The organism is Blastomonas sp. CCH9-A1, from assembly GCF_001557175.1.
In the GTDB taxonomy this organism is placed as follows: Bacteria; Pseudomonadota; Alphaproteobacteria; order Sphingomonadales; family Sphingomonadaceae; genus Blastomonas; species Blastomonas delafieldii_A.
Genome location: NZ_LSHM01000031.1, coordinates 77442 through 102468, shown reverse-complemented (window position 1 = coordinate 102468; position 25027 = coordinate 77442). Strand labels below are relative to the sequence as shown.

The following is a 25027-nucleotide window of genomic DNA, read 5'->3' as shown; positions in this document are numbered from 1 at the left end:
GACTGTATGCGCCTCAAGACCGCTTTCGCCCTCGCGCTGTTCGCCAGCGCCGCGCCTGCCCTCGCCATCGATAGCGTGACGGTCAGCCGCATCGATGCCGACAAGGTCAAGGTGACCTGGACCGACAGCGATCCGGTCGACATCATCGTCACCGACACCCCGGTCGCCGCCGGCGCTGCCGTTCCGGTGGTCAAGGCCAATCGCAAGGGTGAGGCGATCGTCGCCATGCCGTCAGCCAAGCGCCAGTTCCTGGTGCTGCGCGATGGCGGCGATGCCTCGCTGACGCTGACCGCCGAGCGCGAACTGCCGCTCGCCAAGGGATCGAATTTCCGCGATCTCGGCGGCTACAAGGCGGCGGGCGGAAAGACCGTGCGCTGGGGCAAGATCTTCCGCTCGGGTGCGCTGCCTCTGCTCACCGATGAGGATTATGCGCTGCTCGGCGGGCTGAATATCGGCACCATCGTTGACCTGCGCTCGCTCGAGGAGCGCGAGGTCGCTGCAACCCAGCTCGACGACCGCACCGGCGCGCTTTTCGTCTCCAACGATTATTCGCTGAAACCGCTGATGGCGAACATGGGCAGCATGAAGGGCGAATATGTCTATACCGGCATGGAAAAACTGCTCGCCCCGCAATACCGCTCCTTGTTCAAGCGGCTGCTCGCCGATGATGGGGCAGTCATGTATCACTGCTCGGCCGGACAGGACCGCACCGGCATTGCTTCGGCGCTGATCCTCAGCGCACTCGGCGTCGACCGCGAGACGATTCTCGCGGACTATCACCTTTCGACCCAGCTGCGCCGACCGCAGAACGAGATGCCGCCGCTCGATCCGGCGGATTATCCGACCAATCCGATCGTGCAATATTATGCCGCCGCCGCAAAAAAGCCCGGAGGGGTCAAGGCCGAACCGCTCTATTCCGCGTCGGGCAAGTCGCACCTGGCGCAGTTCTTCGAGGTGCTCGACCGCGATTATGGCGGGGTTGAGGGCTATCTGGCGACGATCGGGGTGACCAAAGTCGATATGGCGCGGCTGCAGGGGCTCTATCTGGAGTAATAGCCCTCTCCCCTTCAGGGGAGAGGGTTGGGAGAGGGGCCTGCGTTACTCGTGCCCCTCTCTGCTGCGACTAGGGTCAGGACTCATTGATCCAGAAGATGAAAATAGCTGCGAACGTGATGGCGGCGAGGAAGACGTCTGCACAACGGTCGTAGCGTGTGTGGATACGTCGCCAGTCCTTGAGTTTGGCAAACATGTTTTCGATGCGATGCCGCTGGCGGTATGTGACCGGATCATATTCGGGCAGATGCCGCCGGCGTCGCTGGGCCGGGATGCAGGCGGTGATTGCGCGTTGATCGAGCGATTGGTGCATCCAGCGTGAGGCGTATGCCTTGTCGGCGATGAGCACACGAGCGTTCGGCAGATGCGGCATCAACGCCTCAGCGCCTTTGTGATCGCTACGCTGGCCCTCGGTGAGATGGAGCCGAAGAGGGCGCCCCCGCCCATCACAAACGACGTGAAGCTTGGTGGTCAGCCCGCCCCGGCTGCGCCCGATACATCGGGGTAGAGCCCCTTTTTAAGCAGACTGGCTGCCGTGCGATGCGCCTTGAGATGGGTGGCGTCTATCATCAGAACGCCATCGCCATCCTTGGCCAGTTCGACGAAGATACGGTTGAATACCCCTAGCCGACTCCACCGAATGAAGCGGTTATAGATCGTCTTGTGCGGCCCATAGTCCTTCGGCGCATCACGCCAGCGAAGCCCGTTGCGGATGACGAACAGGATCCCGCTCAATATCCGCCGATCGTCAACTCGCGGAATGCCGTGCGACAGCGGGAAATACTTCTCAATCCGGCGCATCTGCGCATCGCTCAACATCAGCAAATCAGCCATGGCAGCTACCTCCTGCCATATTGAATCAACCGTTCACGCCGCGCGCAAGCGGTTAATAGGTCCTGACCCTAGGTGGCAAGCCACCAAGTCTCGCTGCCTCTCCCATCAAGGGAGAGGTGTTCAGCGCAATATGTTCTTATGATCGCTCACTTCTTCAGCAAGTCCCGGATTTCCGCGAGCAGTTCCACCTCGCTCGGACCGGTCGGCGCGGCGGGCTCCTCGGGCTTTTTGAACAGCTTGTTCGCCGTCCGCACGATCAGGAAGATGATGAACGCCAGGATCACGAAATTGATGATCACGGTGATGAACTGGCCATAGCCGAACAGCGGCACGCCCGCCTTCTTGAGCGCGGCATAGTCGTTCAGCGATCCGGTATAGGTCTCAGGCACCGGACCCAGCATGATGAAATAGCTGGAAAAATCCGCGCCGCCAAAGATCGCGCCGACCACCGGCATGATGATGTCCTCGGTCAGCGAGGTGGTGATCGTCGCAAAGGCCGCACCGATGATCACCGCGACCGCCAGATCGAGCACATTGCCGCGCGCGATGAACGCCTTGAATTCCTGAAGCACGTCTTTCCCCTTTTTATGCCTGCAGATGCCCCTATAATCGCCAGTGACGTGGAGATGTCGAGTGGCTTGCAAGTGGGGCGTGTAAAACATGGTCTTGCAGCTTTGCCGTATTAACACGATATAACGGTCGCGCGTTATCAACCGGAGGGAATTACTGACTATGCGTATCACCCGTTATGCCCTGCCCCTGCTGGCAGCGCTGTCGCTTACCGCGTGCGGCATCAACTCGGTCCCCACGGCGGAAGAGAACGCCAAGGCGAAATGGGCCGATGTGGAAAACCAGTATCAGCGCCGCGCCGACCTGGTGCCGAACCTGGTCGCGACGGTTCGCGCTGGCGCTGCATCCGAAGAAAAGATCCTGACCCAGGTGACCGAAGCGCGCGCCAAGGCGACAGCGATCAACGTGACGACCGAGGATCTTTCGGACCCCGAAACCTTCGAGAAGTTCAGCCAGGCCCAGAACCAGCTGACCCAGGCACTGGGCCAGCTGCGCACGGTGGTCGAGGCTTATCCGCAGCTGCAGAGCCAGCAGAATTTCACCACGCTGATGAGCCAGCTCGAGGGCACCGAGAACCGCATATCGGTCGCGCGGCGCGACTATAACGAGGCGGTGCGCGAATATAACACCACCATCCGCACCTTCCCCGATTCGATCGGCGCGAACCTGATCCACGGCGCCAAGCCCATGGTGCCGTTCAAGGCGACCACCCAGGGTGCCGAGGAAGCGCCCAAGGTCGATTTCGGCCAGTGAGCCGTGCGCCCGCCTCTGCGGGTGGCCTGAGAGCATGGCTCGGCCAGTGGCTGGCGGTAACGCTGCTGCTGGTCGCCGCCGCGCACAGCGCCGCCACCGCGCAAACCTTCCCCAAGCTCACCGGCCGGGTGGTCGACAATGCCAATCTGCTCGATCCCGCGCAGGAGGCATCGCTTAGCGCCAAGCTGGAGGCGCTGGAAAAGCAGTCGACACGCCAGCTGGTCGTGGTCACCCTGCCCGATCTGCAGGGGTACGAGATCGAGGAATATGGTTATCAGCTCGGCCGCAAATGGGGCATCGGCCAGGCCGAGAAGGGATCGCTCGAAAAGGACAATGGCGCGCTGCTGATCGTCGCTCCCAACGAGCGCAAGGTGCGGATCGAGGTCGGCTATGGCCTGGAAGGCGTGCTGACCGATGCGCTGTCGAGCATCATCATCCAGCAGGACATATTGCCGCGTTTCCGCGACAAGGACATGCCCGGCGGTATCGCGGCGGGCACCGATGCGATCATCACCCAGCTGACCCTGCCCGAAGAGGAAGCGCGCGCCTATGCCGCCAAGGTCGAGGAGGAATCGCGCAAGGCCGATGACGGCGACGGCATCGGACTGTTCATCTTCTGGCTGATCATCATTTTCTTCTTCTTCGTCATCCCGATGATCCACGCCGCGCGCGGCAAGGGCCGGCCCTATCGCAGCTCCGGCATCGGCGGCATCACGACCTGGGGCGCGTCCTCGGGATCGTCCTGGGGCAGTTCTTCCGGCTCATCCTGGGGTGGCGGCGGCGGTTTCGGTGGCGGCGGCGGCAGCTTCGGCGGCGGCGGCTCCTCGGGCGGATGGTGAGGCATCATGGCAAAAGTTGAAAGCGTGAGCCCCGACGAGCACTGCATCGTCACGGCCGCTGTGGCGGAGGCCGAGAAGCAGACCGATGGCGAGATCGTCACCGTGATCGCCCAGCATTCGGATGACTATCGCGAAACGCCGATCTATTGGGCGGTCGCGGCGATGTTCCTCGCGCTGGCCTGTGTCGCGGTCTTTCCCGAATGGTTCGAAGGGCTGCTGAGCTTCGCCACCGGCGGATGGCAGCATGTCTATACGCCCAGCGAATATCTGACGCTGGTGATGTTGCTGCTTGCTGCCAAGTTCGGCGCCGTGCACCTGATCGTGGCATGGAAGCCGCTGCGCTTGGCGCTGACGCCATCGGCGGTGAAACATGCGCGGGTGCGCGCCCGCGCGGTCAACCTGTTCCGGGTGAGCGCGGAGAAGCGCACGCGCGGGCTGACTGGCGTGCTGATCTATCTCTCGATGGCCGAGCACCGCGCGGAGATCGTCGCCGACAGCGCGATCGCTGCCAAGGTCAGCCCCGATGTCTGGGGCGAGGCCATGGCCGACATGATCACCGAACTGCGTGCGGGCCGCGCGGGCGATGGCATGGCGGCGGCGGTGCGCGATGTCGGCAAAGTGCTGGCCGAGCATTTCCCCAAGAGCGATGACAATCCGAATGAGCTGCCCGACCGGCTGATCGAGCTTTGAGGGCCTCTCGCCCCTCCCCATCCCCCGTCACCCCCGCGAACGCGGGGGTCCCGCTTTTCCGCTGGCATCGCACAACCAGCGGGATTCCCGCTTTGCCGGGAATGACGATAACAGGACCAAGACCATCATGACCCACCCCGCCATGAGCGAACCCGAAGAAACCGTCTGGCAGGGCCGGTTCATCACCACCAAACGCCGCGGGACATGGGAATATGTCTCGCGCAGCCGCGGGATTGGCGCGGCGGTGATCCTCGCAGTGTACAACGGCGCGGTGGTGCTGGTCGAACAGTTCCGCGTTCCGCTGGGGCGCAACTGCCTGGAACTGCCCGCCGGGCTGATCGGCGACGAGCAAAGCGGCGAGACCCCCGAACTCGCAGCCGCGCGCGAACTCGAGGAGGAAACGGGCTTTCGCGCTGGCCGGATCGAGAATCTCGGCGAATTCTTCTCTTCGCCCGGCATGGTCAGCGAATGCTTTCACCTGATGCGCGCACACGATCTGGAACGGGTGCATGCAGGCGGCGGCGTCGCGGGCGAGGAGATCAGCGTCCACGTCGTGCCACTGGCAGAGCTGGATACCTTCATCGCCGCAAAGCGCAGCGAAGGCTGCGGCATCGACGTGAAGCTGCTGCTGTTGCTCGGCGCGAAGATGCTGGGCTGACCGGCGCTCCGGTCAGCCCGATCGCGGCTTACCCTTTGCCCTTGGTCTTGGTCTTGCCCTCGCGGCAATTGGCGGCGAGGAAATCGATGATCATGCCCGCAATATCCTTGCCGGTGGCATTCTCGATCCCCTCCAGCCCCGGCGAGCTGTTAACCTCCATGATCACCGGGCCGTGATTGGAGCGCAGGATATCGACGCCCGCGACATTGAGACCCATGACCTTGGCCGCGCGCACGGCAGTCGAGCGTTCCTCGGGGGTGATCTTGATCGCCCTGGCGCTGCCGCCGCGGTGCAGGTTCGACCGGAAATCGCCCTTCGCCCCGGTGCGCATCATCGATGCGACGACCTTGCCGCCGATCACGAAGATGCGGATGTCGCTGCCATCGGCTTCCTTGATGAACTCCTGCACCAGGATATTGACGTTCGCGCCGCGAAACGCCTCGATGACCGACTTGGCCGATTTCTCGGTCTCGCCCAGCACGACGCCGATGCCCTGCGTGCCTTCGAGCAGCTTGATGACGACGGGCGCACCGCCGACGATCTTGAGCACCTCGTCGGTCTGCTTCGGGTCATGCGCAAAGGCGGTGACGGGCAGGCCCAGGCCATGCTTGGCAAAAATCTGCATCGAACGCAGCTTGTCGCGCGAGCGGCCGATGGCGACGCTCTCGTTCAGCGACCACACGCCCATCATCTCGAACTGGCGCAGCACCGCCAGGCCATATTGCGTGATCGACGCCCCGATGCGCGGGATCACCGCGTCATATTTGCCGATCGGTTCGCCATGATATTGCGCGCCGGGCCGGTGCGAGGTGACGTTGAGCGTCACCCGCAGCGTGTTGAGGATGTCGACCTCGTGTCCCCGCTCGCGCGCCGCCTCGCACAGGCGGACATGCGAATAGAGATTGGGATTGCGCGCCAGCATCGCGATTTTCATTGGGGGCACTTCATCTGTCGGTTTCCTCTGGCAGGCCGAGCGTCCATTTGCGTCGGCAGTCGACGCGAAAGCCGCGCCGCAGCGCCCGGCGGCCAATCAATATGGGGAAGTTCATGGTGTTGCGGTTGGCCAAGGTCATGTGCCCTTTCCAGCGCACGCTACCAAGGACCATGGTCGTTTCGATGACATAGCGCAGCTCGATCGCTCCGTTCGAGCTCTTGACGCTGCGCTGCTCCACTCCGGGCGCGCGATACTTGCGTGCCGCCTCGCCGCGATGCGCGCGAAACCAGAATTCGACGACCAGCTGGCCGTCGATCATCACCGGCTTGACGCGGGTTGCGTGGATGGAAGAGGTCGCTGCCCCGGTATCGATCTTGGCCTTGATCTTCGACAGGCCAAGGTCGGGCAGGTCGACGCATTCGACCCAGCCGATATCGATCGGTTGCCGGTCTGCTTTCGGGGTGCGGAGAGACCGGGCCATCGCCGCGCCCGTTAACAGGCGCGGCGACGAATGCAACAGGGTTGCGGCGAGCAGTTCGTCCTGCCCGCCGCACCCTTCACGGCGTCAGACTACGCCAAATGCGAGCATGGCATCGGCGACCTTCTTGAAGCCCGCAATGTTCGCGCCCTTCACATAGTCGATATAGCCGCCGCCCTGATCGCCATATTTGATGCAGCTGTCATGGATGCCGGACATGATGTCCTTGAGCATCTGCTGCAGCTCCTCTTCCTTCCACGCGCGACGCTCGGAATTCTGGCTCATTTCGAGGCCCGAAACCGCGACGCCGCCGGCATTGGAAGCCTTGCCCGGCGCGTAGAGGATCTTGGCCGCCTTGAACGTGTGCACGCCGTCGAGATCGGTCGGCATGTTCGCGCCTTCGGACACCGCGATGCAGCCATTGGCGACCAATGTCTTGGCATCCTCGCCCAGCAGCTCGTTCTGCGTGGCGCAGGGCAGCGCGACATCGCAGGGCACGCCCCAGGGGGTCTTGCCCGAATGGAAGGTGGCATTGGGGAAGGCTTCGACATATTCCTCGATCCGGCCCCGGCGGTGCGTCTTGTGTTCCTTCACCCAGTTGATCTTGTCCTGGGTGATGCCATCGGGATCATGGATGAAGCCGCCCGAATCGGACAGGGTGAGCACCTTGCCGCCGAGCTGCACGATCTTCTCCGCCGCGTGCGTGGCGACATTGCCAGAGCCGGAGATGACCGCCGTCTTGCCGACCAGGTCCTGGCCCTTGGTGGCGAGCATGTTGGCGAGGAAATAGACCGCACCATAGCCGGTCGCCTCGGTGCGGATCAGCGACCCGCCCCATTCCAGCCCCTTGCCGGTGAGCACACCGGTAAACTGGTTGGTGATGCGCTTGTACTGGCCGAACATGTACCCGATCTCGCGGCCCCCCACGCCGATATCGCCGGCAGGCACGTCGACATCCGCGCCGATATGGCGATAGAGCTCGGTCATGAAGCTCTGGCAGAAGCGCATGATTTCGCGCGTGCTCTTGCCCTTGGGGTTGAAGTTCGATCCGCCCTTGCCGCCGCCCATGGGCAGGCCGGTCAGCGCGTTCTTGAAGGTCTGTTCGAAGGCCAGGAATTTCAGCACCGATTCGGTGACCGAGGGGTGGAAGCGGATGCCGCCCTTGTACGGGCCGATGGCGTTGTTGTTCTGCACGCGCCAGCCGCGCTGCACGCGGATATTGCCGTTATCGTCCTCCCAGCAGACGCGGAACGAGACGACACGGTCGGGTTCGGCAATGCGGCGCAGGATCTGCTGCGCGTGATATTGCTCCTTGTCCGCCATGAAGTCGAAAATGTCTTCGGCGACTTCCTGCACCGCCTGGACGAACTCCGGCTGGTGCGGGTTGCGCTTCTTCACGCCTTCCATGAAGGTCGGCAAGTCTACGTGATCGGATACGGCCATAGGTCCCCCCTTTGAGGTGGTGCTGCGAACTGCGCGACCCGGCCCCAATGCAGCGAACTCTCCTGATTCGCCTGCATTGCTGCGCGAACTCTAACGCAAAACCCGCGCTGCGAAAGTGCTAATCCGCACAGAAAGGGGCAGCATTCCGGGGCTCGCAGCCAGCATGGCCGTTCGAGCGATGACGCTCATGCTGCACGCATGCGGTGCAGCATTGCCGGGATCAGCGACCGCCCTGCTCTTCATCCTCATCGCGCGCCGGTCGCGTCAGCGGACGCGTGCCGGGCTTGTAGCGCTTGGGCGCGCCGGGGTCCGCTACGACAGGTTTCGCAGCCGGCTTGGCAGCCGCAGGCTTCTCGATAGGCTTGGGGGGAGTCGCCTCCCCGCTGGACACGCTATCGTCGGGTCCGAGATCGGTGACGAGCGCGCTGACACCGCCCGGCGATCGCGCCGTTGCGGGCGCGTCCTCGTCCGGTACAGAGTCCTCCTGAAGAGTGGCAGGCTTGTCATCGGCCGGCTTGCTCGCCTCGCCCGCTCCGACCAGCGGCCCCAGCGCCATGCCGAGCCGCGAGAGCTGGGCGACCATCACCCCGTTCACGGCGGGCGCGATCTCGGACATCTTCATGCGCATATAGCCGCCGACGACATAATCCATCGTGATGCGCGTGCCACCCTTGACCGGCGCCAGCGTGAACGTCAGCGCGCCGGTCACCGCTTCGCCCTGTAACGGTCCCAGCCCGCCGGAAAGACGCAGCAGCTTGCCCGGATCGACATAGAGGATCTGCATGTGCTGCACGCTGCCGCGAAGCGTCCGCTGCGGTGCGCCGCTTTCGGTCGTCGCCTCATTGGGGATCAGTTCACAGAAACAGCCGCCCGCCTGCGCATCCATGTACAGATTTTCGGCATTGCCGGTCCATGTGTGATCCTTGTCCCACCATTTGGCGGGTGTCCGCAGCATGGCGAAGGTGGCATCAGGATCGGTGGAGACGGTGACGCTGTGCTGGACGACAAAGCCGTTATCGGCCTGCTGAACAATCTCGGCCCGGGCAGGCGTGACGACGGCCAGCGTGGCGGCGAGTGCGGCAAAAGCGGTGCGCATGGAAAATCCCCTCGATCAGCCGCACAGCCATGCCGCCGAAAGCGCGCCGGGGCAAGTGGGGGCATAGGCAAGCCCCTCACCCGATTGTCAGGATCACGCCAGGACGTGATCGGCGACAAAGCCGTTGCGCTGGCGCTCGAAGCCGAAATTGCTGGTCGGGCCATGGCCGGGCACGAATACGGTGTCATTGCCCAGCGGCCAGAGCTTCTGGGTGATCGAATCGATCAGGTCCTTGTGATTGCCGCGCGGAAAGTCGGTGCGGCCGATCGAGCCCTGGAACAGGACATCGCCGACGATCGCCAGCTTCGAAGGCGCGTGGTGGAAAACGACATGGCCCGGCGTGTGGCCGGGGCAATGGATCACGTCGAGCACCAGATTGCCGACGGTGACGGTATCGCCGTCCTTCAGCCAGCGATCGGGCTCGAACACCGATCCGGCGATCCCGTAATTGCGGCCATCATCGTCGAGCCGCGAGATCCAGAACCGGTCTTCCTCATGCGGCCCCTCGATCGGCAGGCCCAGTTCCTTGGCGAGCGTGCCGGTCTCGCCGCAATGGTCGATATGGCCATGCGTCACGAGCAGCTTTTCCAGCGTTACCCCCGCCTGTGCCACCGCGGCCTTGAGCTTGGGCAGATCGCCGCCGGGATCGACCAGCGCGCCCTTCATCGTCTCAGTGCACCAGAACAGCGTGCAGTTCTGCTGCAACGGCGTCACCGGAATGATCGCAGCACGAAGCGGCGGCTGGGCGGGATTGGCGGATGCGTCGGTCATGTAAGGCTATGTGGCAAGGATGGCGGGAGGGTGCAAGTCAGTCGTCCTCGATAGACCAGAGCGGCGCATCCAGCGCCTTGGCAATAGCCCGGCGCAGCTTGGCCGTTCCGCGTGCTGCGCCGGATTCGATCTTGCTCAGCCAGACCTGGCTGCATCCTGACTTGGCGGCGAGGTCAGCCTGCGAGAGGCCGCGAAATTTGCGCCAGGCCGCGATCGGCGACAAACCATCGTTGAGCATCAAACCGACGACTTCACCGGGAACGCCCTGCTCGCCCTGGCGCATGCGTTCCAGTTGCAGGGTAGCGGCGATGACATCCTCGGCATCTTCGGCCAGTTCGCGCAGTCGCTCAAACTCGGCGGCGGTCAGCACGACCATCCTGGTGCCGTCGGGCGCGGTAAAATGCTGTGGTTCATATCCCATCACTGCACCTCAATCATAAGCACTGCCGCGCGACGCGACCCGCACCACATGAACCACAACCATGTCCTGGTTGAAGATCACGCGCCAATCGCCGACCCTCAAACGCCAGAGCCGCTCCTCGCCCCTGCAACCGCTTGACCTGATTGGTGAGGCTCGCTGGATCTTCGGCATATTGTGCAACCTTTGCCTAAATGCGTTTCGCCGTCGCGTTGTCGATCGACCGCAACGTCTTCAGTGCATCCCGGGCGTAGATGATCTGCCGCACGAAAGCGATCTATAACAAATCGTACAGAAATTCAATAACGGATCGTTTAAACCCGCCGCCCTGCCCAGATCACGTGGCCCACGATATGCACGCTCTCCGGCGCGACATCGGGATAGCTGGGGTAAAGCGCGTTGTCCGAGGTCACCGACAGCCGCCCGTCGGGACGAAAGGCGAGCCGCTTGACGATCAGCGCATCGTCCATGCGCAGCACGTGGATCCCGTCGCGGCGGCGCGCGGCGGTGCCGCCGTGCATCGCGACCAGGATGTCGTCGCCGTCGTTCAGCGTCGGCGCCATCGAATCGCCCTCGACGCGGATCATCGTTACCGCGTCCGACCCGGCACCCAGCCGCCGCAGCCACGCTTCGTCGAACGCAATCTCTGCGACCGGGGCTTCATCGTCCGCCAGCGCGCCGGGGCCGGCCGATGCGCCGACCGCCAAGCGCGGGATCAGGCGCATGCGCGCGGGCAAAGTCCGGTGCGGCTGGCTGACCCGCACGGGTACGCGCCCTGCCCTGCCGGGCCTCGTCTGCACCTCGTCGTCGGGCGCACCGAGCTGCGTCTCGCTCACACCGAAGAACTGCGCCAGGATGCGCCGGTCGCGCTCATCGAGCCTTTTGGGCGTACCGCGCTTGATGAACTGCTGGATATAGGCCGGATTCTTGCCGAGCAGTTGCGACACCCCGGCAAAGCTTACGCCCCGCGCCGCGATCAGCCTTTCCAGCGTCTGGCGAACATCCTGTTCCATAATGGACATATAGCATCGCGCAGGAATTTCTCAAGGATATTTCCTACATCTTGCGAATCGCTTATAGGAATATTCCTACGAACATCCCGCGGGTCGTCGCCCGCATCGAGACGCGAAGGAGAATGCGATGCCGCTGCTGCGCCTGGTCGAAATATTCCTGCGCGAAACGGGAATGCCGCGCACCCGCTTCGGTCGCCTGTCGGCGGGCGATCCACGTCTGGTCGATGACCTGCGCCGGGGCCGCGAGCCGCGCAAGGCCTTGCGGAATCGGATAGAACATTTCATGAACATTTACCGAGAGGAGCAGGCATGATCCACCAGAAGATTCGCCACGACCCCGCCACCGCGCTGATCCGCGCGGTGCTCACCCTCGCATCCGGCGCGGCCGAGCTGGACGAGCATCGCGGCACGAGCTGGGCCAGCGCGACCTTTACCGGCATGCGCCATGTGATGCGCATCTCGCTGTCGGGTGAGGATGGCATCCGCACCGGCGAGTGGCTGGCGAGCGTCCTGCCGGAGCATGAATTCCGCATCGCCGGACATCTTGTCGCCGATATCGCGGTCAGCGCCGTCCACCGCCGCGCCGAGGGCAACCCTGCGATGACCCTGACCATCGAGGCTCTGACGGTCGAGGCGGACTGACGTCCGCCTCTCCCCTCTCCTATCGCTGAAATCGCTCGTTCGCTTATTGACCCCTGGCGGTCAACATCGCCGGGCGCGGGCCGAGCCAGTCGGCCATGGTCACCGTATCGCTCACCTTGTACGGACGGCCCGCCTTGTTGAGGAAAAGCTTTTCCATCTCGCTGCGGGTGAAGGGCCGCGAGCCCAGGCGTCCGAAGATCGCCATCTGCCCGCCCGATTCATCGACCCCGCGGTCGCGGTCTAGCCCCTTGGCGACAGCGAGCGCCGCCGACGGGGTCTTCGCCCAGGCGATCAGCTCGGGCCTGGGATCGGGCGAGAAGCCGTAGAAATTGGGCTGGCTCGACGGCGAGGTGAGCTGCAGCACCTTCATGCCGTTGCGGCCATCGGCGACATAGGCGAACAGCGTCGCGTTGGTCGATCCGACGATCACATCCTCGGCATCGTTGAGAATGCCACCGGCGTTGTAGCGCATATATTCGCGCGGTGCCTCGGGATTGGTGATGTCGAGGATCACCAGACCGTCCTGCTTGGCGGCGACATAGGCGAAGGTGCGCGCGAGATAGAGCTTGCGCGCATCGGCCAGCCGCACCGTGCCCGAAGGCACCGCCACAGGCGCTTCGAGCCGCGTGATGTCGAACAGCTTGATGCCATCTGCATCGGTCACCCAGAGATAGCGGAACTGCACCGCGCTCGCCCGCGCATCGGTGAGCGGCAGCACCGCCATCAATTGCGGGTTGAGCTTGCTGTAGTCATAATCGCGCGGCGGATTTGCCGGGATCGGGTCGGACAGACGCACGACCACGAGCCCGGCATCGGCGGTGATATAGGCATAATCGCCCGCCAGCGTGATATGCCGCGCACCCTTCAGCACATTGTCCGGGTTCCAGGTCAGCGTGCGCTTGAAGAAGTTGTTACGGAACTCGCCATCGGCCAGCGTGTCGATATTGACCGCGATCAGACCTTCGACGCTGTCAGTGACGAAGGCATAATGATAGACCGCGTGGAACGGCTGCTCCTGATTGGCCTCGCGCATTTCGGGCGTGTTGCGGCTTGGCGCGATCGGCTGGGTCGTCGCGATCGCCATGCAGGTCGCGTTGGTGGTCTTCACATGCGTGTCATGGCCGAGCGACGAGAATGGCGCGCGGATGATCCGCTCCGAAAAGCCCTTGTTGCCGATCGAGGCGATGTCATAGGCTCGGAAACCGCCCTTGCCTTCCGCGACGAACATGTACTCGCCCCGGTTCTGCAGGCAGTTCACGCGGCCATCGGTGCCCTGCACGACATTGGCGAACTCTTCACGCGCGTTGGTCTCGCCCGACAGGCCGTCGCTGAAGATCGGGCCGCGCGTCCAGTTCTTGAGCTCGCGGCCATTGTCCTCGACATGCTGCTTGTAGAAATCGGGATAGGCATAGCGGTGCAGATAGGAGCCGATGACCGCCTGCGGCTCGTCCCATTCGGTGACGCGCACCGCCTCGAACCCACCCTCGAGTCCGAACCAGCTGTTCAAGCCGACAAAATTGACGAAATTGGTGCCGAGCAGCAGCAGCTGCGCCATCACGGCATTGTTATCATTCGCCTCGCTGAGGTGACAGTCGGTGCACTGCTTGGTCTCGGTCTTGCGGACCGTGTGCGGGAAGTGCGGCGCGAACGCCTGGGACGAGAAGCCCGGGGCCGAGATCGGCGGCTGCTGCACATAGATGCGCTCGCGGTTGATATTGGTCGACGACAGGATCAGCGCCGAGGTCGAGCGAATCGGGGCGATGATATTGCCCTTGCTCGTCTGGTGACGACCGATCTGGAACATCTCGTCGCGCGCGACCTGCGGGTTGTAGGTCGCATAGTTGCGCGTCTCGTCTTCCTCGTATTTGTGGACCTTGGCCTTCCAGTTGGCCTCAATCGGCAGGTGGCATCCGCCGCACGAGGTCGTCCAGCTCAGATGGCAGGTGAAACACGCCATCTTGTCGGTATTATGCGCACGGTTCTCCTTCGAGACCGCAAGGCCGAAGCCGTATTTGCCGGTTTCTGCCCCGTCCTTCGCCATCAGCTTGGAGCGCGCCGCCTTGGGGTTGAAATCGGGGCTGTCGGGATTGACCGCATCCTTGACCAGGCTGACCTTCCACGACAGCTCGGGGTCGAGCACCGAGCGCTGGATCAGCACGCGCCGTCCGGTCGCATCCTTCATCCATTCGAAGCGGCGCTGGCCGTCAGGATTGCGAATCAGCGCCAGATTGTTGCCCTTGGGCCGCGCCGCGAGGTTCGAGGTAAACAGCGTGGGGTACGCATCCGCCGTGCCATGGCAATCCTTGCAGCCGATCTCGACGGCATTGGCGACTTCGCCATAGATCAGGCCGTTGCCGTGCCCGTCCTGGCTGAAATGGCAGTCGACGCACTGCATGCCGAGCTCGGCATGGATGTCCATCATGTGCACGGCCTTGCCCGGATTGGTGCCGACGGGAACGAACTTGCCCTCGCCCGCCTTGCGGAACTTCTCCGGATCGTCGGGGGAGACCATATTGGCGGTATCGGTGCCCCAGGTCGCCATGTTGCCTTCGGCGTCGAGCAGATTGCCCTTGCGGTCGCGCTTGAGGATCGCGCGGAAGTTCCAGCCATGGCCGTGATAATCGGCAAACTGCGTATCCTTGGCCTCGGTGTTGAGGTCATAGACGTTGCGCACGAAATCAAGATCCGACCACAGGCCGCGCGGCGATGCGCCCTCGGGATTGCGGTCGAGCGTCGCGCGCACTTCCTTGGCGGTGGGATAATGCTGCTTCTTGTAGATGCGCTGATAATCCTCTTCCGACATGCCCTCGGGCTTGGGCGCGCGGTTTTCCGGCCCCGGCCACAGCAGCGGCGCGTCGGATTCGTAATCCCACATCGTGTAGCCGAGATAGCTGTTCAGAAAGATGTTCGGCTGGTGCATGTGGCAATTCATGCACTGCGCGGTCGGGATCGCGCGGGTAAAGGCGTGCTTGAGCGGATGGCCCTTTTCCTTGAACGCGACCTTTTCGGCATGCCCGGCGTTCGCGCGATGGCCGTCGCCGCCACCGTGGCTCGATCCGTGCGCATCCGCACCTTCGGCGAGCGTGGTCCCGTGATCACCGCCATGACCGCCAGCGCCACCATGCTCCTCGTGATGCTCGGCCGCGTCATAATCGCCATAGCGACCGGGGCGCTTCTGTCCCTCGGTCAGGCTGTTGATCGTCGGGTCGTCGGTGATCGTCTGGCCGTCGCGGCCGTATTTGGCATAGACCAGGCTGTGGCGCGGTTCGCGGTCATTGGCGTAGACCACATGGCATGCCGCACAGCCCGAGGAGCGATAGTCGCCCGGCTGATCGTTGGTGCCCATCTGCCACAGGAACGGGTCATTGAGGCGGGTCTTGTGGATGTTCAGCACCGGAATCGCAACGCGCAGACCCGTGCCGGGGCCACGGTTCGACTGCTTGAGATCGGGACGACCCGGCTCCTCCAGACGCTGGATGATGCCAATGCTGTTGGGCAGGCCGATTTCCGGGAAGGTCGGGTTGATGTTGCGGCCGCCGCGTTCGAACACGCGGAAAATGTCTCCCGGCGGAATGATGTGCCAGGTCGGCAGCGGATACATGACCGGCAGCGCGCCGCGCGCCTTTTCCGCCTCGGTCACCGTGCCGTGCGCCGCGCCCGGCTCGGTCGCGGCCGACTCGATCATCGCCGGCTTGCCGTCGCGGGTGAAGCTTTCCCCGAAGATATAGTTCTTGAACGGCACGATGCCGTTATTATAGGCCGCGCCGCCCCAGAGCATGGCGCCGGTCGCCATCAGCGAGCGCTCAGACGCCTCGATGATCTCGATATGGCAGGCGCCGCAGGATTCGCGGACCACGCGGTAGTCCGACGGGTTGACGAAGCGGATGAACTCGGGCGCTTCCTTGGCGAGCAAAGCGTAAGAACGCTGTGGGTTGGCCGAGCTCGGCCATTTCCACGCCACCGGATATTTGGGCAGGACATGGCTCTTCATCAGCGCGTCCTGATAGGGCAGGCTTTCGCGGCCCCAGGCGTTGTCGCCCATCACCGTGGCATCGCCGCCATGGCAATCGGTACAGCCCAGCACCACGGCAGGCGAGGCATGCATCGTCTTGTGGTCGCTGGCGGTGTGGCAGGACTGGCAGCCTACGCTCTTGGCGTCAGCCTCGGCCCATTCCTGGTTCTCGGGCGCAGGCGGCGTGAAGCTGTACTTGACCTTCTGCGCTTTCTCCTTGCCCGATGCGAGCAGCTGATCGGCGGGAAGCGCAGCGAAGGTGACAAGCAGCAGGCTCGCCAGCATCAGCTTCCAATTGAAGGCGGGCAAAACGCCGCGCAGCCGGTCAGTACGCCAGGATCGCATTGAAAAGCACCGAATAAAAGAGGTCTGACTTGCCCGATTGGGTGAACAGGTCGCGGAAGCCGCGCGAGGGATCGAAGATCGCGCCCGACAGGCGGAACACCAGATTCTGGTTGGCATTGGGCCGCCAGATTGCCGCCGCCGAGACGTCCCAGCCGATCGATGCAGGCACCGTGCCTTCCTGCCGCAGCGCCTCGATCGTATCGGTCTTGTGGAACCACAGATGGTTCACGTTCGCCGACAATCGCGTCGTCGTGCTCAGGTCGAAATCCGCGCCCGCGCCGAGCAGCACCGTGCCCGGATTGTTGAAGTTGGACTGACCCTGTTCCTTGGACGAGCGCAGGTTGTTCAATATGCCGTTGCGCGTGTTCACGCCGACCGCGCGACCGCCGCCGGCAAACGGGATGACCTGGCGGATCCAGTAGCTGGTATCGGCCCCGGCAAAGATCGGGTTCTCGAAGATTGCGTCGAACCCGGCCTCGGTATCGTTATACGGATTGCCGTCGCCGCTGGCGAACAGCCCCTGCAGGCGGAAGCGCGCCCAGTCATTGTCATAGCTCAGCTCCGCCGCGCCGAAATAGCTGCGGATATCGGCCTTGCGGCTGGTGAAGAAGCTGTTGCGGTCCTCGCCGAACGCGCCATAGGCCTGGCCGGTGATGTTGATCCGGCCGATGCGGCCATCGACCGCATAGCCCAGATACACGACATCATATTCCCGGCTGCGCAGGTCGCCGAGCAGCGCCGGGCGCACCGGGAAGCCGTTATCGTCGATCTTGAGCTCGCGCCCGCCCTCGCGGTTCATGTTGTACGTGACCGACACCTGGCTGGTCAGGCCGACCACCGGAAAGTCCTGCCGATAGACGTTGGCGAAGAACACCCAGTCGTCGCGCGGGCTGTCGACCACGCTGTTCAGGCCCGAATTGGTATCCTTTTCCAGCCGCCAGAACGCGCCCAAATTGAACTGGAAGCGGTTGTTGTCGCGGTTGCCGAACAGGCGGATGCCGAGCTGGTTGTCCTGGAACAGGAAGCCGCGGAAATCGGCCTGCATCGGCTGAACGCCCGCGCGCAACGAGATGAAATCGTAGCGCGAGCTGTCATACTGGCCGAGGTGATAGTCGATGAACGCTTCCTGCACGCCCACGAAATGGTCGGTGCGGTGCGTCGGGCGCGAAGGCTCGACGAACAGGATGCGGCGTTCGTTGACATCGACATGGTTGACCTGTGCGGCGAGCACGAGCCGATATTCGATTGCGGGCGGCTTGTATGCGGTCTCGCCCTTGAGCAGCGAGAAGCCCGCAATCACCGTCTGCGCAACGACCAGCGAATCCGCCCGGCCGAACACGTCGAGGCTGTCGGGGCGCGCCGTGGTCTGCACGCCGACCGGTGTCGGGAAGCTGCGCGGCTCGATCACCGTGTCCGACACGACATTGGCGATGAAGAACCAGTCGTCCTCCTTGAGGAAGCTCGGGCGCTTGCCTTCGGGCAGCGGACGGTCGCCCTTCAGGACATTCTGGTGATAGGGGTCGAGCTTCGAGCGACAGACGTTAGACAGGTTCGGGTAGAGCCCGTAGATCGACTGGTCGCCGCCCTTGGTCGGGCAAAGCGAGGTGACGATGCGCCAGCGATCTGGCACCGGAAACTCGTCGGTCGGAAAGGCCTCGGGCGCAGGCGCACGCACCGCGCCGGGATTGTCCTGCGTGACCCGATCGGGCAGCTTTTTCTCAAGCCCCGGACGGCGGCGATCGTCGATCAGCGCCTCGTCGGCATCGATCGTTTCGGCATCCGGATCTGGCGCCGCTGGCGGCATCGCGCCGGGCGCCGGCGGCGCTTCCTGGTCCGCAGTGAGCAGCAGCTCGTCCTCGCCTGCCCCCCAGAAGAACAGGCTGTAATCCCCCGCCGTGCGCGGCGAGCTCAGCCTGTGCGGCGCCGGCACAACCGCTTTGCGGATCGGGCGCATGGCCGGTGCAGCCAGCTGCGGGGTCATCTCGTTCAGCGCGAGGCTCCGCCCCAGATCAGCTGCGATCAGTGCCGCGATGGCGGTTTGCGGTCCCTGTTGTGCGAGAGGTTCGATCGCCGGATCGCCCACCACATCGCCAGTCCCGGCGAAAGCCACGATCGGGATAAGGGCGACGAGCGGCACGGTCATTTACAGACCCTCGCAGACATTCTGGGTGTTGGTATCGAGGAATGGCGCGAACGGGCAGCTGACATAGCGCAGCCGCACCTGGGCGCTGCCGACATTCACCACGATCCGGTCTGCGCGGATATCCTTGGGCGCATTGCCGATGCCGCCGCCCCGTAGGCCGCCATTGTTGAGGCCCAGGAAGCTGACCATGTCGTCCTGGTCGATGCCGTCGCCCGAAACCCCGATACCGCCGACTAGGGTGTTGCCGCGATAGATCGGTACCGATCCGGGGAATATCTGGATGCCGTTCTGCAGGCGGTTCTGCCCCTGCACCACGTCAGGCAGAGCGGTGCAACGCTGCGCGGTATCGGTGGGCGATGCGCCGGAGACGAACTGCGCGTGCTGGATGATGTTGGCGGCGATAAGCTGGACCTGCAGTCCGACAGCGAACGGGTTGAAATCCTCGATCGGGCGCGAGAACGGCCCCGGCGGTCGGCCAAGCTCGCCATCGGGGAAATAGGGCCGCGACAGATTGCCATTGGCACGGTCTGAAAAGGCGGTCTTGCCGGTCAGCGCCTGCGGATCATTGAGGAATGTCCGCACCGCCTGCACGAACGGCGCGACGCCGCCGCCCGCCGACAACAGGTTGGACGCCGCCACGGAGTTGGAGAAGAACGCTGCAGTGCGCGCCTTTTGCAGCGACACATCGGTCCCGAAAATCGGCGCATCGGGCGACCGGACGATGCCCAGCACCTGGCCGTGCGTATCGACGATCGAGATGGTCGCCTGCATGCGGCTGTCGAGCGGGCGCCGGATCTGCGCGCGCGCGCGGGTCAGCACGGTGAACGCCTCTTCCAGCACCGCGCGCACTTCGGCTGCGGTCAGCGGCTGCGTGACTGAAGTGGCATCGGTTCCCGCGCGGATCGGGAAGCGCGGATTACCCGATCCGTCGGTCAGGATGAAGGCATCGGTATTGCTGAACTCGGCCGCGCGCGCGGCGCGGATGCCCGAGGCTTCGGTGCCATAAGGCGTGCCCGCGATGATCGCGGCATTGGCATAGCCGCGCACCGCGATCAGGCTGCCCGCACTGCCGTTGATGGCTGCGAAATTGGTCGAGAGCGGGCCGATATCGCTGGCCTGGATATCGCTGAAGCGCAGCGTCGTTCCGTCCACCGTGATGCGGTCAGCGCGGATCGCTTCGGGCGCAGCAAAGCCCTGCGTCCCGGCAAAAGCGATCGCCTCTTCAGAATCGATGTCGCGGTCGAGGATATTAGGGTCGAAGCCGTAATCGCCATCGCCCATCACGCCGATCGCGCCGACGACCACGCCGTTCTTGTACAGCGGCAAGCCGCCTGCATCCGCCGCCAGACCCAGCGGCGAGCGCTTGGGACCGATGAACGCGCTGGCTCCGCCCGCCGCCTGGAAGCGGGCATTGAGGTCCGAGCAGGGCAGCTGGCTGAATTGCACCCCGAACAGCGGGCCGCTTTCCAACCCCCGGGTCGACGGCGCGGGCGGGAAATGCTGCTGGACGATCTGGCTCGCCGTGCGGGTCGAAAAGGCATTGCCGCCGCTCGACAGATAGGCGCCGGTAACCGCCTTGGCGATCGAGGCCATCTCGGCGGGCACATCGAGCCCCTGCGCATCGACGAACGGATTGTTGAGCCCGGCTTCGGTCATCGCGCTGGTCCGCGCAGTGGCGCGCGCGCCGTTCATCCGGAACACCGCCAGCACATTGCCTACGCGGTCGACCACCGTGATCACGGACGGCAGATTGCGCCTCTGCGCCTCACCCACCGCCTGGGCGATGATGGTCTGGACCTCGGCCACGGTGAGCGCTTCCTGCGCTGGCGCGGTAAAGTTGCCACCCGCGGGCGGCGGAGTGGGATTGGGCGTGGGCGTGGGGCTGGGCGCGGGCGTGGTGCCGCTGCTGTTGCCGCCCCCGCAAGAGCTCAGCACCAGCGCCATTGCTGCCAGCGATGCCGTAACCTTGCCAATCCGCATCATGCGTTTCTACTCCGCCCGGATGCGACCCGGCCCGACATCACGAAACTGAACTCACCAAAACGTCCCACCTTGGTCATCTCCCTGCCCGGCCGGCCTTATTGCAGCGACCGGATGGTCCGCACTGCGCCCCCCAGCGCCCGGCGGAATTCGAGCGGCTTGTAACCATTGGGCTCAGCCACGGCGGCATAGGCCTGGTTGATCTGCGCCCTGAGCGACGTCGCGGCGCCGCCCGATACCTGGCCCTGGTTCACCAGACCGCTGAGCAGCGTATCCACCGCCATCACCGCCTGCACGCTGCCCTCATAATCGGTATAGCGCGGGCTGATCGCCTCGCTGGCGATCGCCTCCATGATCGAGAAGGTCTGCGCGCGGGTGAAGTCGCTGCGGCTGAACTGATCGGCCAGCGCCATCGCGGTCTGCCGGAGCCGGTTCGCGGCCTCGACCGCCGGGGCGCGACCCTGCGCCATCGCGGCATGGAAGGCGCGCGCCTGCTGCTCGTACTGCTGCGCCATTCCGGGCGCTGCGATCCGCACCGCCGCCGAGAGCATGATCATGTTCTCGTCATTATAGGGCGGCATGCCGGTCGGGATCGGACGGCCCGGATTGCTGAGCTTGGTCGGACGCGCATCCTCTTCGTCATAGATGCGGCGGTGGCAGCTATGGCAGTCGAAGAAATAGAATTCGGGGAAGACCCCCTCCTGGCCGATGCCCGGCTTGCCGAACAGGCTCAGCGAGCGTTCCAGCGCGATCGCCTGGCCCACCGCCCACAAGCGCATGCTGTTGGTCTTGCCCTTGCGCTGACGGTAGTCGGCGTCCTCGTCATGGTGCTGGGTCAGTGTCGAGAACAGGTCAAGCTCGAACGAGATGCGCGGGTGACCCGCCGCCATGATCCGGTGGTTGACGAACTGCCCCGGCGCATCGTTGCCCAGATGGCAATCGAGGCACACGCCCGCGCGCGCCTGAGCGTTCTCGAGCGGGATCATGCCCTGAGCGACGTTGCGCGCGTGGCTGGTGCCGGTGGCATAATGGCTCGACAGCCAGCCCGATGCGGCGCCATGGCACGCTTCGCAGCTCACGCCGTCATTGACCTGGAAGCGCGGCCCCTTCGCTGCTGCCGGGGTCGAATGGCATCCCAAGCACATCGCGGCCGAACGCGGATCGCCGATGCCCAGCTTCTTGCCGATGGCCAGGCTGCGCGGTTCGCCCAGAACGCGAAAAGCGCGGCTGTGCGCCCCGCCCGGGGTCGATTCTTCCTGCCAGCGCCACAATTCGTCCTGGCGCACCACCTCACCATCGGCCTCGTTGCGGCCATGGCAGGTAGATCCCGCACAGCTGCCCACGCCCATATGCGTGCCGCGCGCGGCAGCGCTCGCCGCCTGCGCCTCAAGCCGCTCAGCGGCTGCGAAATTCGCGATGAAGAAAGCGCCGATCGCCAGGGCAAGACAGGTCACGCCCGCAATCGCGGCACGGATTCCACCCAAGCGTTGAACGGCCAAGAGCCATGTATTGTGCATCGTCGCTTTTACCCCCGGCTCCATGCGGAACCGGCCCCCGATAGACTAACGATGCGACCCCTTAGTCTTGTCTTGCGGTCTCTTATCGCCGGTTCGTCCAGCAGTTTCAAGGCAATCCTTCAGGCGCCGCCGCAAAAATCTGTGGCCATCGGCAAGCCTCGCTCTCCCCCCGCGCTGCTTGTCGCAGCGCAGCATCTTTGCCATGGTGGTCCGCAGATCAGGGAGGACGTGAATGACGCTCGGCTTGGGATTCGCAAATGGCGCATGGCTCGGGCATCTGTCGTTCATGATCCTGGCGATCGCGCTGATCGCTCCGCCCATGCCGTGGATGCGAGTCGGCATCGTGCTCTCTGCCCTGGCCGGGCTCGGCTACGCGCTGGGGTTTGCCAATGATCTGGGCCTGGCGCTGTGGTTCCTCGTGCTTCTGGTCATCGGCGCATCGATGCTGCTGCGCTATCTGATGGCGGAGCGCGGTTCGCGCTTTTCTGCCGAGGAAGAGGCGCTGCGGGCGAGCTTCATGGGCGACATGACCCGCGCTGGCGCCCGCCATCTGATGGACCAGGGCAACTGGATCACCGGCCGGGCCGGCGAAGTGCTGATCAACGAGGGTGAGGCGATCAGCCATTTGTTCTATCTCCATGACGGCCAGGCAGAGATCACGCTGCACGGCGCACATGTCGGCAGCGTCACCAGCGGCGACCTGATCGGCGATGCGACCGCATTGAGCGGAGAGCCTGCGACCGGCACGGTCATGCTTGCCACCGATAGCCGGTTCTGGTGCGTCTCCGCGCCCAAGCTGCGCCAGTATCTCGAGCTTCACCCGGACGCGCTCACGGTGATCGAGCGCCAGATCAACCAGGCGCTCGAGGGCAAGCTGCGGGCTGCGAATGCGGCGCTGGCGGGGGGCTAAAACGCCGCTCCGGTCGCAGAATAGCTGTCGTCACCCCCGCGAACGCGGGGGTCCCGCTAAGCCGGAAGCCGCTCGCCGAAGCGGGATTCCCGCGTTCGCGAGAATGACGGGAAATGCGGGATGAAACTGGGGCCTATTGCTGCGGTTCGAGCACCTGGCCGATCACGTGGACCATGCCGTTGCTGGCAGCCAGATCCGCCTGCTGGATCGAGCCGACATCGCCGCTGGCATCGGACAGCCGCACCTGATCGAGCTCGATCGAGGCGTTGATCTTCTCGCCCTGCAACGTGGTCAGCTCGATGCTGCCGCCCTTGTCGCCAATCTGCTTGCGCAGGTCCGCAGCCGTGAGGCGACCGGGGATGATGTGATAGTTGAGCATCGCTGCCAGCCTCGCCTTGTTTTCGGGCAGCAGCAGGTCGGCAAGCGCATCGACACCCAGCTTGTCGAACGCCCCGTTGTCGGGAGCAAAGAGCGTCATCGGCTTGTCTGCCGCCAGCGCCGCGCTCAGCTCGGCCGCCTTGATCGCACGAGCAAGCGTCGAAAGGTCTGGATTGCGCAGCACGACCTCATCGACGCGAAGGATAGCATCAGGCTCGTCTGCAGCCGCTTCCTTGACCTCAAGGCTGGCAGGATCGACCCGCTTGACCGGATCGCCACCGCCATCATGGCTGCCACAGCCCGCGACCATCAGGGTGAGCGCGGAAAGGGATGCTGTGGCAATCAAACGCATGTCGTTCTCCAGAATATCGCGTGCGGTCAGGCGTCGTCCGTCTTGTCCATGAAGACGAAGTCGCGCTCCATGCTGAGCATATGGGCACCGCCATCGACGAAAAGCAACTGGCCGGTGATCGCAGGCTCCTGCGCCAGATAACGCACCGCGCGCGCAATGTCTCCCGGCGCGGACAGACGATGGAGCGGCATGCGCGCGGCGAGCCGCTGCATCTGCGCATCGTCATAATCGCTGGTGGCGAGCGTCAACCCTGGCGCCACGCCATTGACCCGCGCCTTTGCGCCAAAAGCCCGCGCCAGCGTGCGGATCGATTCGGCCAGCGCCTGCTTGGACAGCGTGTAGCTCAACTGGTCGCCATTGGGGTTGCGCACGCGCTGGTCGATGATCTGGACGATCGCGGGCACCTGCCCCTCGCCTGCCCCGGCCACGATCGCTCGGGTCAGCAGCATGGGCGCGAAGAGGTTCACCGAGAAATGCTCCTGCAGCATCTGTGCCGACATGCTCTGCCAGTCGTCATATTCGAACAGCGAGGCATTGTTGACCAGCAGGTCGGGCGCGCGGCCGAAATGCGCGGTCACCCGCTCGACAAGCCGTTGCGAGGCATCGCAATCGGCCAGATCGGCGGAGAAACCGTGCCACTCGGTCTGCTGTTTTGCCAGGGTCTCGGCGAGCTCGGGTTCCGGCGTCAGGTCGCTGCGACCGTGCAGTGCCAGCGCATAGCCCGCGCGCGCCAGCTCCATCGCGATGGCCGCACCCACCCGGCGAAAGCCGCCGGTGACGAGCGCCAGCGGGGCCGGGTTGCCGCTCACCGGCGGGTCCGGGTGAGCGTGATGCCGATCGATTCGCCCGCTTCGGCGATGGCCAGCTTGATGATCTTTACCTTCAGCCGCCTTATGCGCGGGTCCTGCAGGAACAGCGTCTCGATGACATGATCGGCCACCGCCTCGATCAGCGTGAAATGCACGCCTTCGGGCAGGGCCGTCGAGGCGGCGTGCTTGAGGTCCATGTAATTCTTTGACGCGCTGAGCGGCGTGTCGGGCGCATAATGGTCCTCGGCCAGCATCTCCGCCCAGATGGTGAAGCGCAGCGGCTGGGGCAGCTTGGTCTCTTCCGAATAGATGCCGGTCAGAACGTTGACGTCGAAATCGGCGACCTCGAGGATCAGGCTATCGGGTTGGGTGTCGGTCAAATGCTGGGC

General features: G+C 64.2%; 25 protein-coding genes. 8 read left to right on the top strand and 17 right to left on the bottom strand.

Annotated features, from left to right (window positions below):
- Positions 1–6: 6 nt before the first annotated feature.
- Complete coding sequence (locus AX725_RS09720; protein ID WP_060979338.1) at positions 7–1053, top strand: tyrosine-protein phosphatase; 1047 nt, start codon at positions 7–9, stop codon at positions 1051–1053.
- Between the two features lie 76 nt (positions 1054–1129).
- Here the strand turns inward: AX725_RS09720 and AX725_RS20525 are convergent.
- Positions 1130–1887 (bottom strand): IS5 family transposase gene (locus AX725_RS20525; protein ID WP_155645956.1). Its coding sequence is split into 2 segments (ribosomal slippage): positions 1130–1560 and positions 1560–1887, totalling 759 coding nucleotides; the frame shifts between segments, so codons are not numbered across the junction.
- A 146-nt stretch (positions 1888–2033) separates the two neighbouring features.
- Positions 2034–2459, bottom strand: a complete 426-nt coding sequence (gene mscL, locus AX725_RS09705) for a large conductance mechanosensitive channel protein MscL (protein WP_066043928.1) — start codon at positions 2457–2459, stop codon at positions 2034–2036.
- Between the two features lie 160 nt (positions 2460–2619).
- On the opposite strand from mscL, the gene AX725_RS09700 reads away from it, so the two are divergent.
- The 4 genes from AX725_RS09700 to AX725_RS09685 all read left to right on the top strand — a co-directional run bounded on the left by AX725_RS09700 (position 2620) and on the right by AX725_RS09685 (position 5397).
- Complete coding sequence (locus AX725_RS09700; protein ID WP_066043925.1) at positions 2620–3210, top strand: LemA family protein; 591 nt, start codon at positions 2620–2622, stop codon at positions 3208–3210.
- A 50-nt stretch (positions 3211–3260) separates the two neighbouring features.
- Positions 3261–4049, top strand: a complete 789-nt coding sequence (locus AX725_RS09695; RefSeq protein WP_155645791.1) for a TPM domain-containing protein — start codon at positions 3261–3263, stop codon at positions 4047–4049.
- Positions 4050–4055: 6 nt separating this feature from the next.
- Positions 4056–4739, top strand: a complete 684-nt coding sequence (locus AX725_RS09690) for a TPM domain-containing protein (RefSeq protein ID WP_066043923.1) — start codon at positions 4056–4058, stop codon at positions 4737–4739.
- A 127-nt stretch (positions 4740–4866) separates the two neighbouring features.
- Positions 4867–5397 (top strand): NUDIX hydrolase, encoded by a 531-nt coding sequence (locus AX725_RS09685; protein WP_060980166.1) that lies wholly within the window; start codon positions 4867–4869, stop codon positions 5395–5397.
- Between the two features lie 28 nt (positions 5398–5425).
- On the opposite strand, the gene rimK is transcribed toward AX725_RS09685, so the two are convergent.
- The 8 genes from rimK to AX725_RS09645 all read right to left on the bottom strand — a co-directional run bounded on the left by rimK (position 5426) and on the right by AX725_RS09645 (position 11550).
- The gene (rimK, locus tag AX725_RS09680; RefSeq protein WP_060980134.1) at positions 5426–6331 is read right to left on the bottom strand and encodes a 30S ribosomal protein S6--L-glutamate ligase; all 906 of its coding nucleotides are present in this window, start codon (positions 6329–6331) and stop codon (positions 5426–5428) included.
- A gap of 10 nt (positions 6332–6341) precedes the next feature.
- Positions 6342–6812, bottom strand: coding sequence for an ATP-dependent zinc protease family protein (locus AX725_RS09675; RefSeq protein WP_060980135.1), 471 nt, complete (start codon positions 6810–6812; stop codon positions 6342–6344).
- An 84-nt stretch (positions 6813–6896) separates the two neighbouring features.
- Positions 6897–8252, bottom strand: a complete 1356-nt coding sequence (gdhA, locus tag AX725_RS09670; protein ID WP_060980136.1) for an NADP-specific glutamate dehydrogenase — start codon at positions 8250–8252, stop codon at positions 6897–6899.
- Between the two features lie 220 nt (positions 8253–8472).
- Complete coding sequence (locus AX725_RS20520) at positions 8473–9348, bottom strand: SRPBCC family protein (protein ID WP_082730842.1); 876 nt, start codon at positions 9346–9348, stop codon at positions 8473–8475.
- Positions 9349–9441: 93 nt separating this feature from the next.
- Entirely contained in the window at positions 9442–10119 is a 678-nt protein-coding gene (locus AX725_RS09660) for an MBL fold metallo-hydrolase (protein WP_060980137.1), read from the bottom strand.
- Positions 10120–10156: 37 nt separating this feature from the next.
- Positions 10157–10495 carry a helix-turn-helix domain-containing protein gene (locus AX725_RS09655; protein ID WP_060980138.1) on the bottom strand — a complete coding sequence of 113 codons (339 nt, stop codon included), beginning with the start codon at positions 10493–10495 and terminating at the stop codon, positions 10157–10159.
- 54 nt (positions 10496–10549) lie between these two features.
- Complete coding sequence (locus tag AX725_RS21705; RefSeq protein ID WP_196490519.1) at positions 10550–10711, bottom strand: type II toxin-antitoxin system RelE family toxin; 162 nt, start codon at positions 10709–10711, stop codon at positions 10550–10552.
- A 140-nt stretch (positions 10712–10851) separates the two neighbouring features.
- Positions 10852–11550, bottom strand: coding sequence for a S24 family peptidase (locus AX725_RS09645; RefSeq protein WP_060980139.1), 699 nt, complete (start codon positions 11548–11550; stop codon positions 10852–10854).
- A 127-nt stretch (positions 11551–11677) separates the two neighbouring features.
- Here AX725_RS09645 and AX725_RS20515 point away from each other — a divergent pair, with 127 nt between their 5' ends.
- The gene (locus AX725_RS20515; RefSeq protein WP_066117455.1) at positions 11678–11863 is read left to right on the top strand and encodes a hypothetical protein; all 186 of its coding nucleotides are present in this window, start codon (positions 11678–11680) and stop codon (positions 11861–11863) included.
- Positions 11860–12192 carry a hypothetical protein gene (locus tag AX725_RS09635; RefSeq protein ID WP_060980141.1) on the top strand — a complete coding sequence of 111 codons (333 nt, stop codon included), beginning with the start codon at positions 11860–11862 and terminating at the stop codon, positions 12190–12192. Before AX725_RS20515 ends, AX725_RS09635 begins: the two co-directional genes overlap by 4 nt.
- Positions 12193–12235: 43 nt before the next feature.
- Here AX725_RS09635 and AX725_RS09630 read toward each other — a convergent pair whose 3' ends face one another.
- From AX725_RS09630 to AX725_RS09615, 4 genes are all read right to left on the bottom strand, one after another.
- Positions 12236–16549 carry an LVIVD repeat-containing protein gene (locus AX725_RS09630; RefSeq protein ID WP_502685938.1) on the bottom strand — a complete coding sequence of 1438 codons (4314 nt, stop codon included), beginning with the start codon at positions 16547–16549 and terminating at the stop codon, positions 12236–12238.
- Positions 16530–18353: a hypothetical protein gene (locus AX725_RS09625; RefSeq protein ID WP_066115117.1), complete on the bottom strand. Its 1824-nt coding sequence runs from the start codon at positions 18351–18353 to the stop codon at positions 16530–16532. The genes AX725_RS09630 and AX725_RS09625 overlap by 20 nt, the downstream gene beginning before the upstream one ends.
- Before the next feature lie 339 nt (positions 18354–18692).
- Positions 18693–20675: a heme-binding protein gene (locus AX725_RS09620; RefSeq protein ID WP_060980142.1), complete on the bottom strand. Its 1983-nt coding sequence runs from the start codon at positions 20673–20675 to the stop codon at positions 18693–18695.
- A gap of 95 nt (positions 20676–20770) precedes the next feature.
- On the bottom strand, positions 20771–22156 hold the full coding sequence (locus tag AX725_RS09615) for a multiheme c-type cytochrome (protein WP_082737530.1): 1386 nt from the start codon (positions 22154–22156) through the stop codon (positions 20771–20773).
- 265 nt (positions 22157–22421) lie between these two features.
- On the opposite strand from AX725_RS09615, the gene AX725_RS09610 reads away from it, so the two are divergent.
- Positions 22422–23099 carry a Crp/Fnr family transcriptional regulator gene (locus AX725_RS09610; protein WP_066115111.1) on the top strand — a complete coding sequence of 226 codons (678 nt, stop codon included), beginning with the start codon at positions 22422–22424 and terminating at the stop codon, positions 23097–23099.
- Between the two features lie 133 nt (positions 23100–23232).
- Here the strand turns inward: AX725_RS09610 and AX725_RS09605 are convergent, their stop codons facing one another.
- The 3 genes from AX725_RS09605 to AX725_RS09595 are packed head-to-tail and all read right to left on the bottom strand — an operon-like array spanning position 23233 to position 25018.
- The gene (locus tag AX725_RS09605) at positions 23233–23829 is read right to left on the bottom strand and encodes a fasciclin domain-containing protein (RefSeq protein ID WP_066117452.1); all 597 of its coding nucleotides are present in this window, start codon (positions 23827–23829) and stop codon (positions 23233–23235) included.
- A 26-nt stretch (positions 23830–23855) separates the two neighbouring features.
- The gene (locus AX725_RS09600; RefSeq protein WP_060980146.1) at positions 23856–24638 is read right to left on the bottom strand and encodes an SDR family oxidoreductase; all 783 of its coding nucleotides are present in this window, start codon (positions 24636–24638) and stop codon (positions 23856–23858) included.
- Positions 24635–25018 (bottom strand): dihydroneopterin aldolase, encoded by a 384-nt coding sequence (locus tag AX725_RS09595; protein ID WP_060980147.1) that lies wholly within the window; start codon positions 25016–25018, stop codon positions 24635–24637. Before AX725_RS09595 ends, AX725_RS09600 begins: the two co-directional genes overlap by 4 nt.
- Positions 25019–25027 lie beyond the last annotated feature (9 nt).

Excerpts from the sequence above, each read along its gene's own strand:
- AX725_RS09720 (WP_060979338.1), top strand. The coding sequence starts at position 7 with ATGCGCCTCAAGACCGCTTTCGCCCTCGCGCTGTTCGCCAGCGCCGCG.
- AX725_RS09700 (WP_066043925.1), top strand. The coding sequence starts at position 2,620 with ATGCGTATCACCCGTTATGCCCTGCCCCTGCTGGCAGCGCTGTCGCTT.
- AX725_RS09690 (WP_066043923.1), top strand. The coding sequence starts at position 4,056 with ATGGCAAAAGTTGAAAGCGTGAGCCCCGACGAGCACTGCATCGTCACG.
- AX725_RS09685 (WP_060980166.1), top strand. The coding sequence starts at position 4,867 with ATGACCCACCCCGCCATGAGCGAACCCGAAGAAACCGTCTGGCAGGGC.
- rimK (WP_060980134.1), bottom strand. The coding sequence starts at position 6,331 with ATGAAAATCGCGATGCTGGCGCGCAATCCCAATCTCTATTCGCATGTC.
- AX725_RS09675 (WP_060980135.1), bottom strand. The coding sequence starts at position 6,812 with ATGGCCCGGTCTCTCCGCACCCCGAAAGCAGACCGGCAACCGATCGAT.
- gdhA (WP_060980136.1), bottom strand. The coding sequence starts at position 8,252 with ATGGCCGTATCCGATCACGTAGACTTGCCGACCTTCATGGAAGGCGTG.
- AX725_RS20520 (WP_082730842.1), bottom strand. The coding sequence starts at position 9,348 with ATGCGCACCGCTTTTGCCGCACTCGCCGCCACGCTGGCCGTCGTCACG.
- AX725_RS09660 (WP_060980137.1), bottom strand. The coding sequence starts at position 10,119 with ATGACCGACGCATCCGCCAATCCCGCCCAGCCGCCGCTTCGTGCTGCG.
- AX725_RS09655 (WP_060980138.1), bottom strand. The coding sequence starts at position 10,495 with ATGGTCGTGCTGACCGCCGCCGAGTTTGAGCGACTGCGCGAACTGGCC.
- AX725_RS21705 (WP_196490519.1), bottom strand. The coding sequence starts at position 10,711 with ATGCCGAAGATCCAGCGAGCCTCACCAATCAGGTCAAGCGGTTGCAGG.
- AX725_RS09645 (WP_060980139.1), bottom strand. The coding sequence starts at position 11,550 with ATGGAACAGGATGTTCGCCAGACGCTGGAAAGGCTGATCGCGGCGCGG.
- AX725_RS20515 (WP_066117455.1), top strand. The coding sequence starts at position 11,678 with ATGCCGCTGCTGCGCCTGGTCGAAATATTCCTGCGCGAAACGGGAATG.
- AX725_RS09635 (WP_060980141.1), top strand. The coding sequence starts at position 11,860 with ATGATCCACCAGAAGATTCGCCACGACCCCGCCACCGCGCTGATCCGC.
- AX725_RS09630 (WP_502685938.1), bottom strand. The coding sequence starts at position 16,549 with ATGCGATCCTGGCGTACTGACCGGCTGCGCGGCGTTTTGCCCGCCTTC.
- AX725_RS09625 (WP_066115117.1), bottom strand. The coding sequence starts at position 18,353 with ATGCCGCCAGCGGCGCCAGATCCGGATGCCGAAACGATCGATGCCGAC.
- AX725_RS09620 (WP_060980142.1), bottom strand. The coding sequence starts at position 20,675 with ATGATGCGGATTGGCAAGGTTACGGCATCGCTGGCAGCAATGGCGCTG.
- AX725_RS09610 (WP_066115111.1), top strand. The coding sequence starts at position 22,422 with ATGACGCTCGGCTTGGGATTCGCAAATGGCGCATGGCTCGGGCATCTG.
- AX725_RS09605 (WP_066117452.1), bottom strand. The coding sequence starts at position 23,829 with ATGCGTTTGATTGCCACAGCATCCCTTTCCGCGCTCACCCTGATGGTC.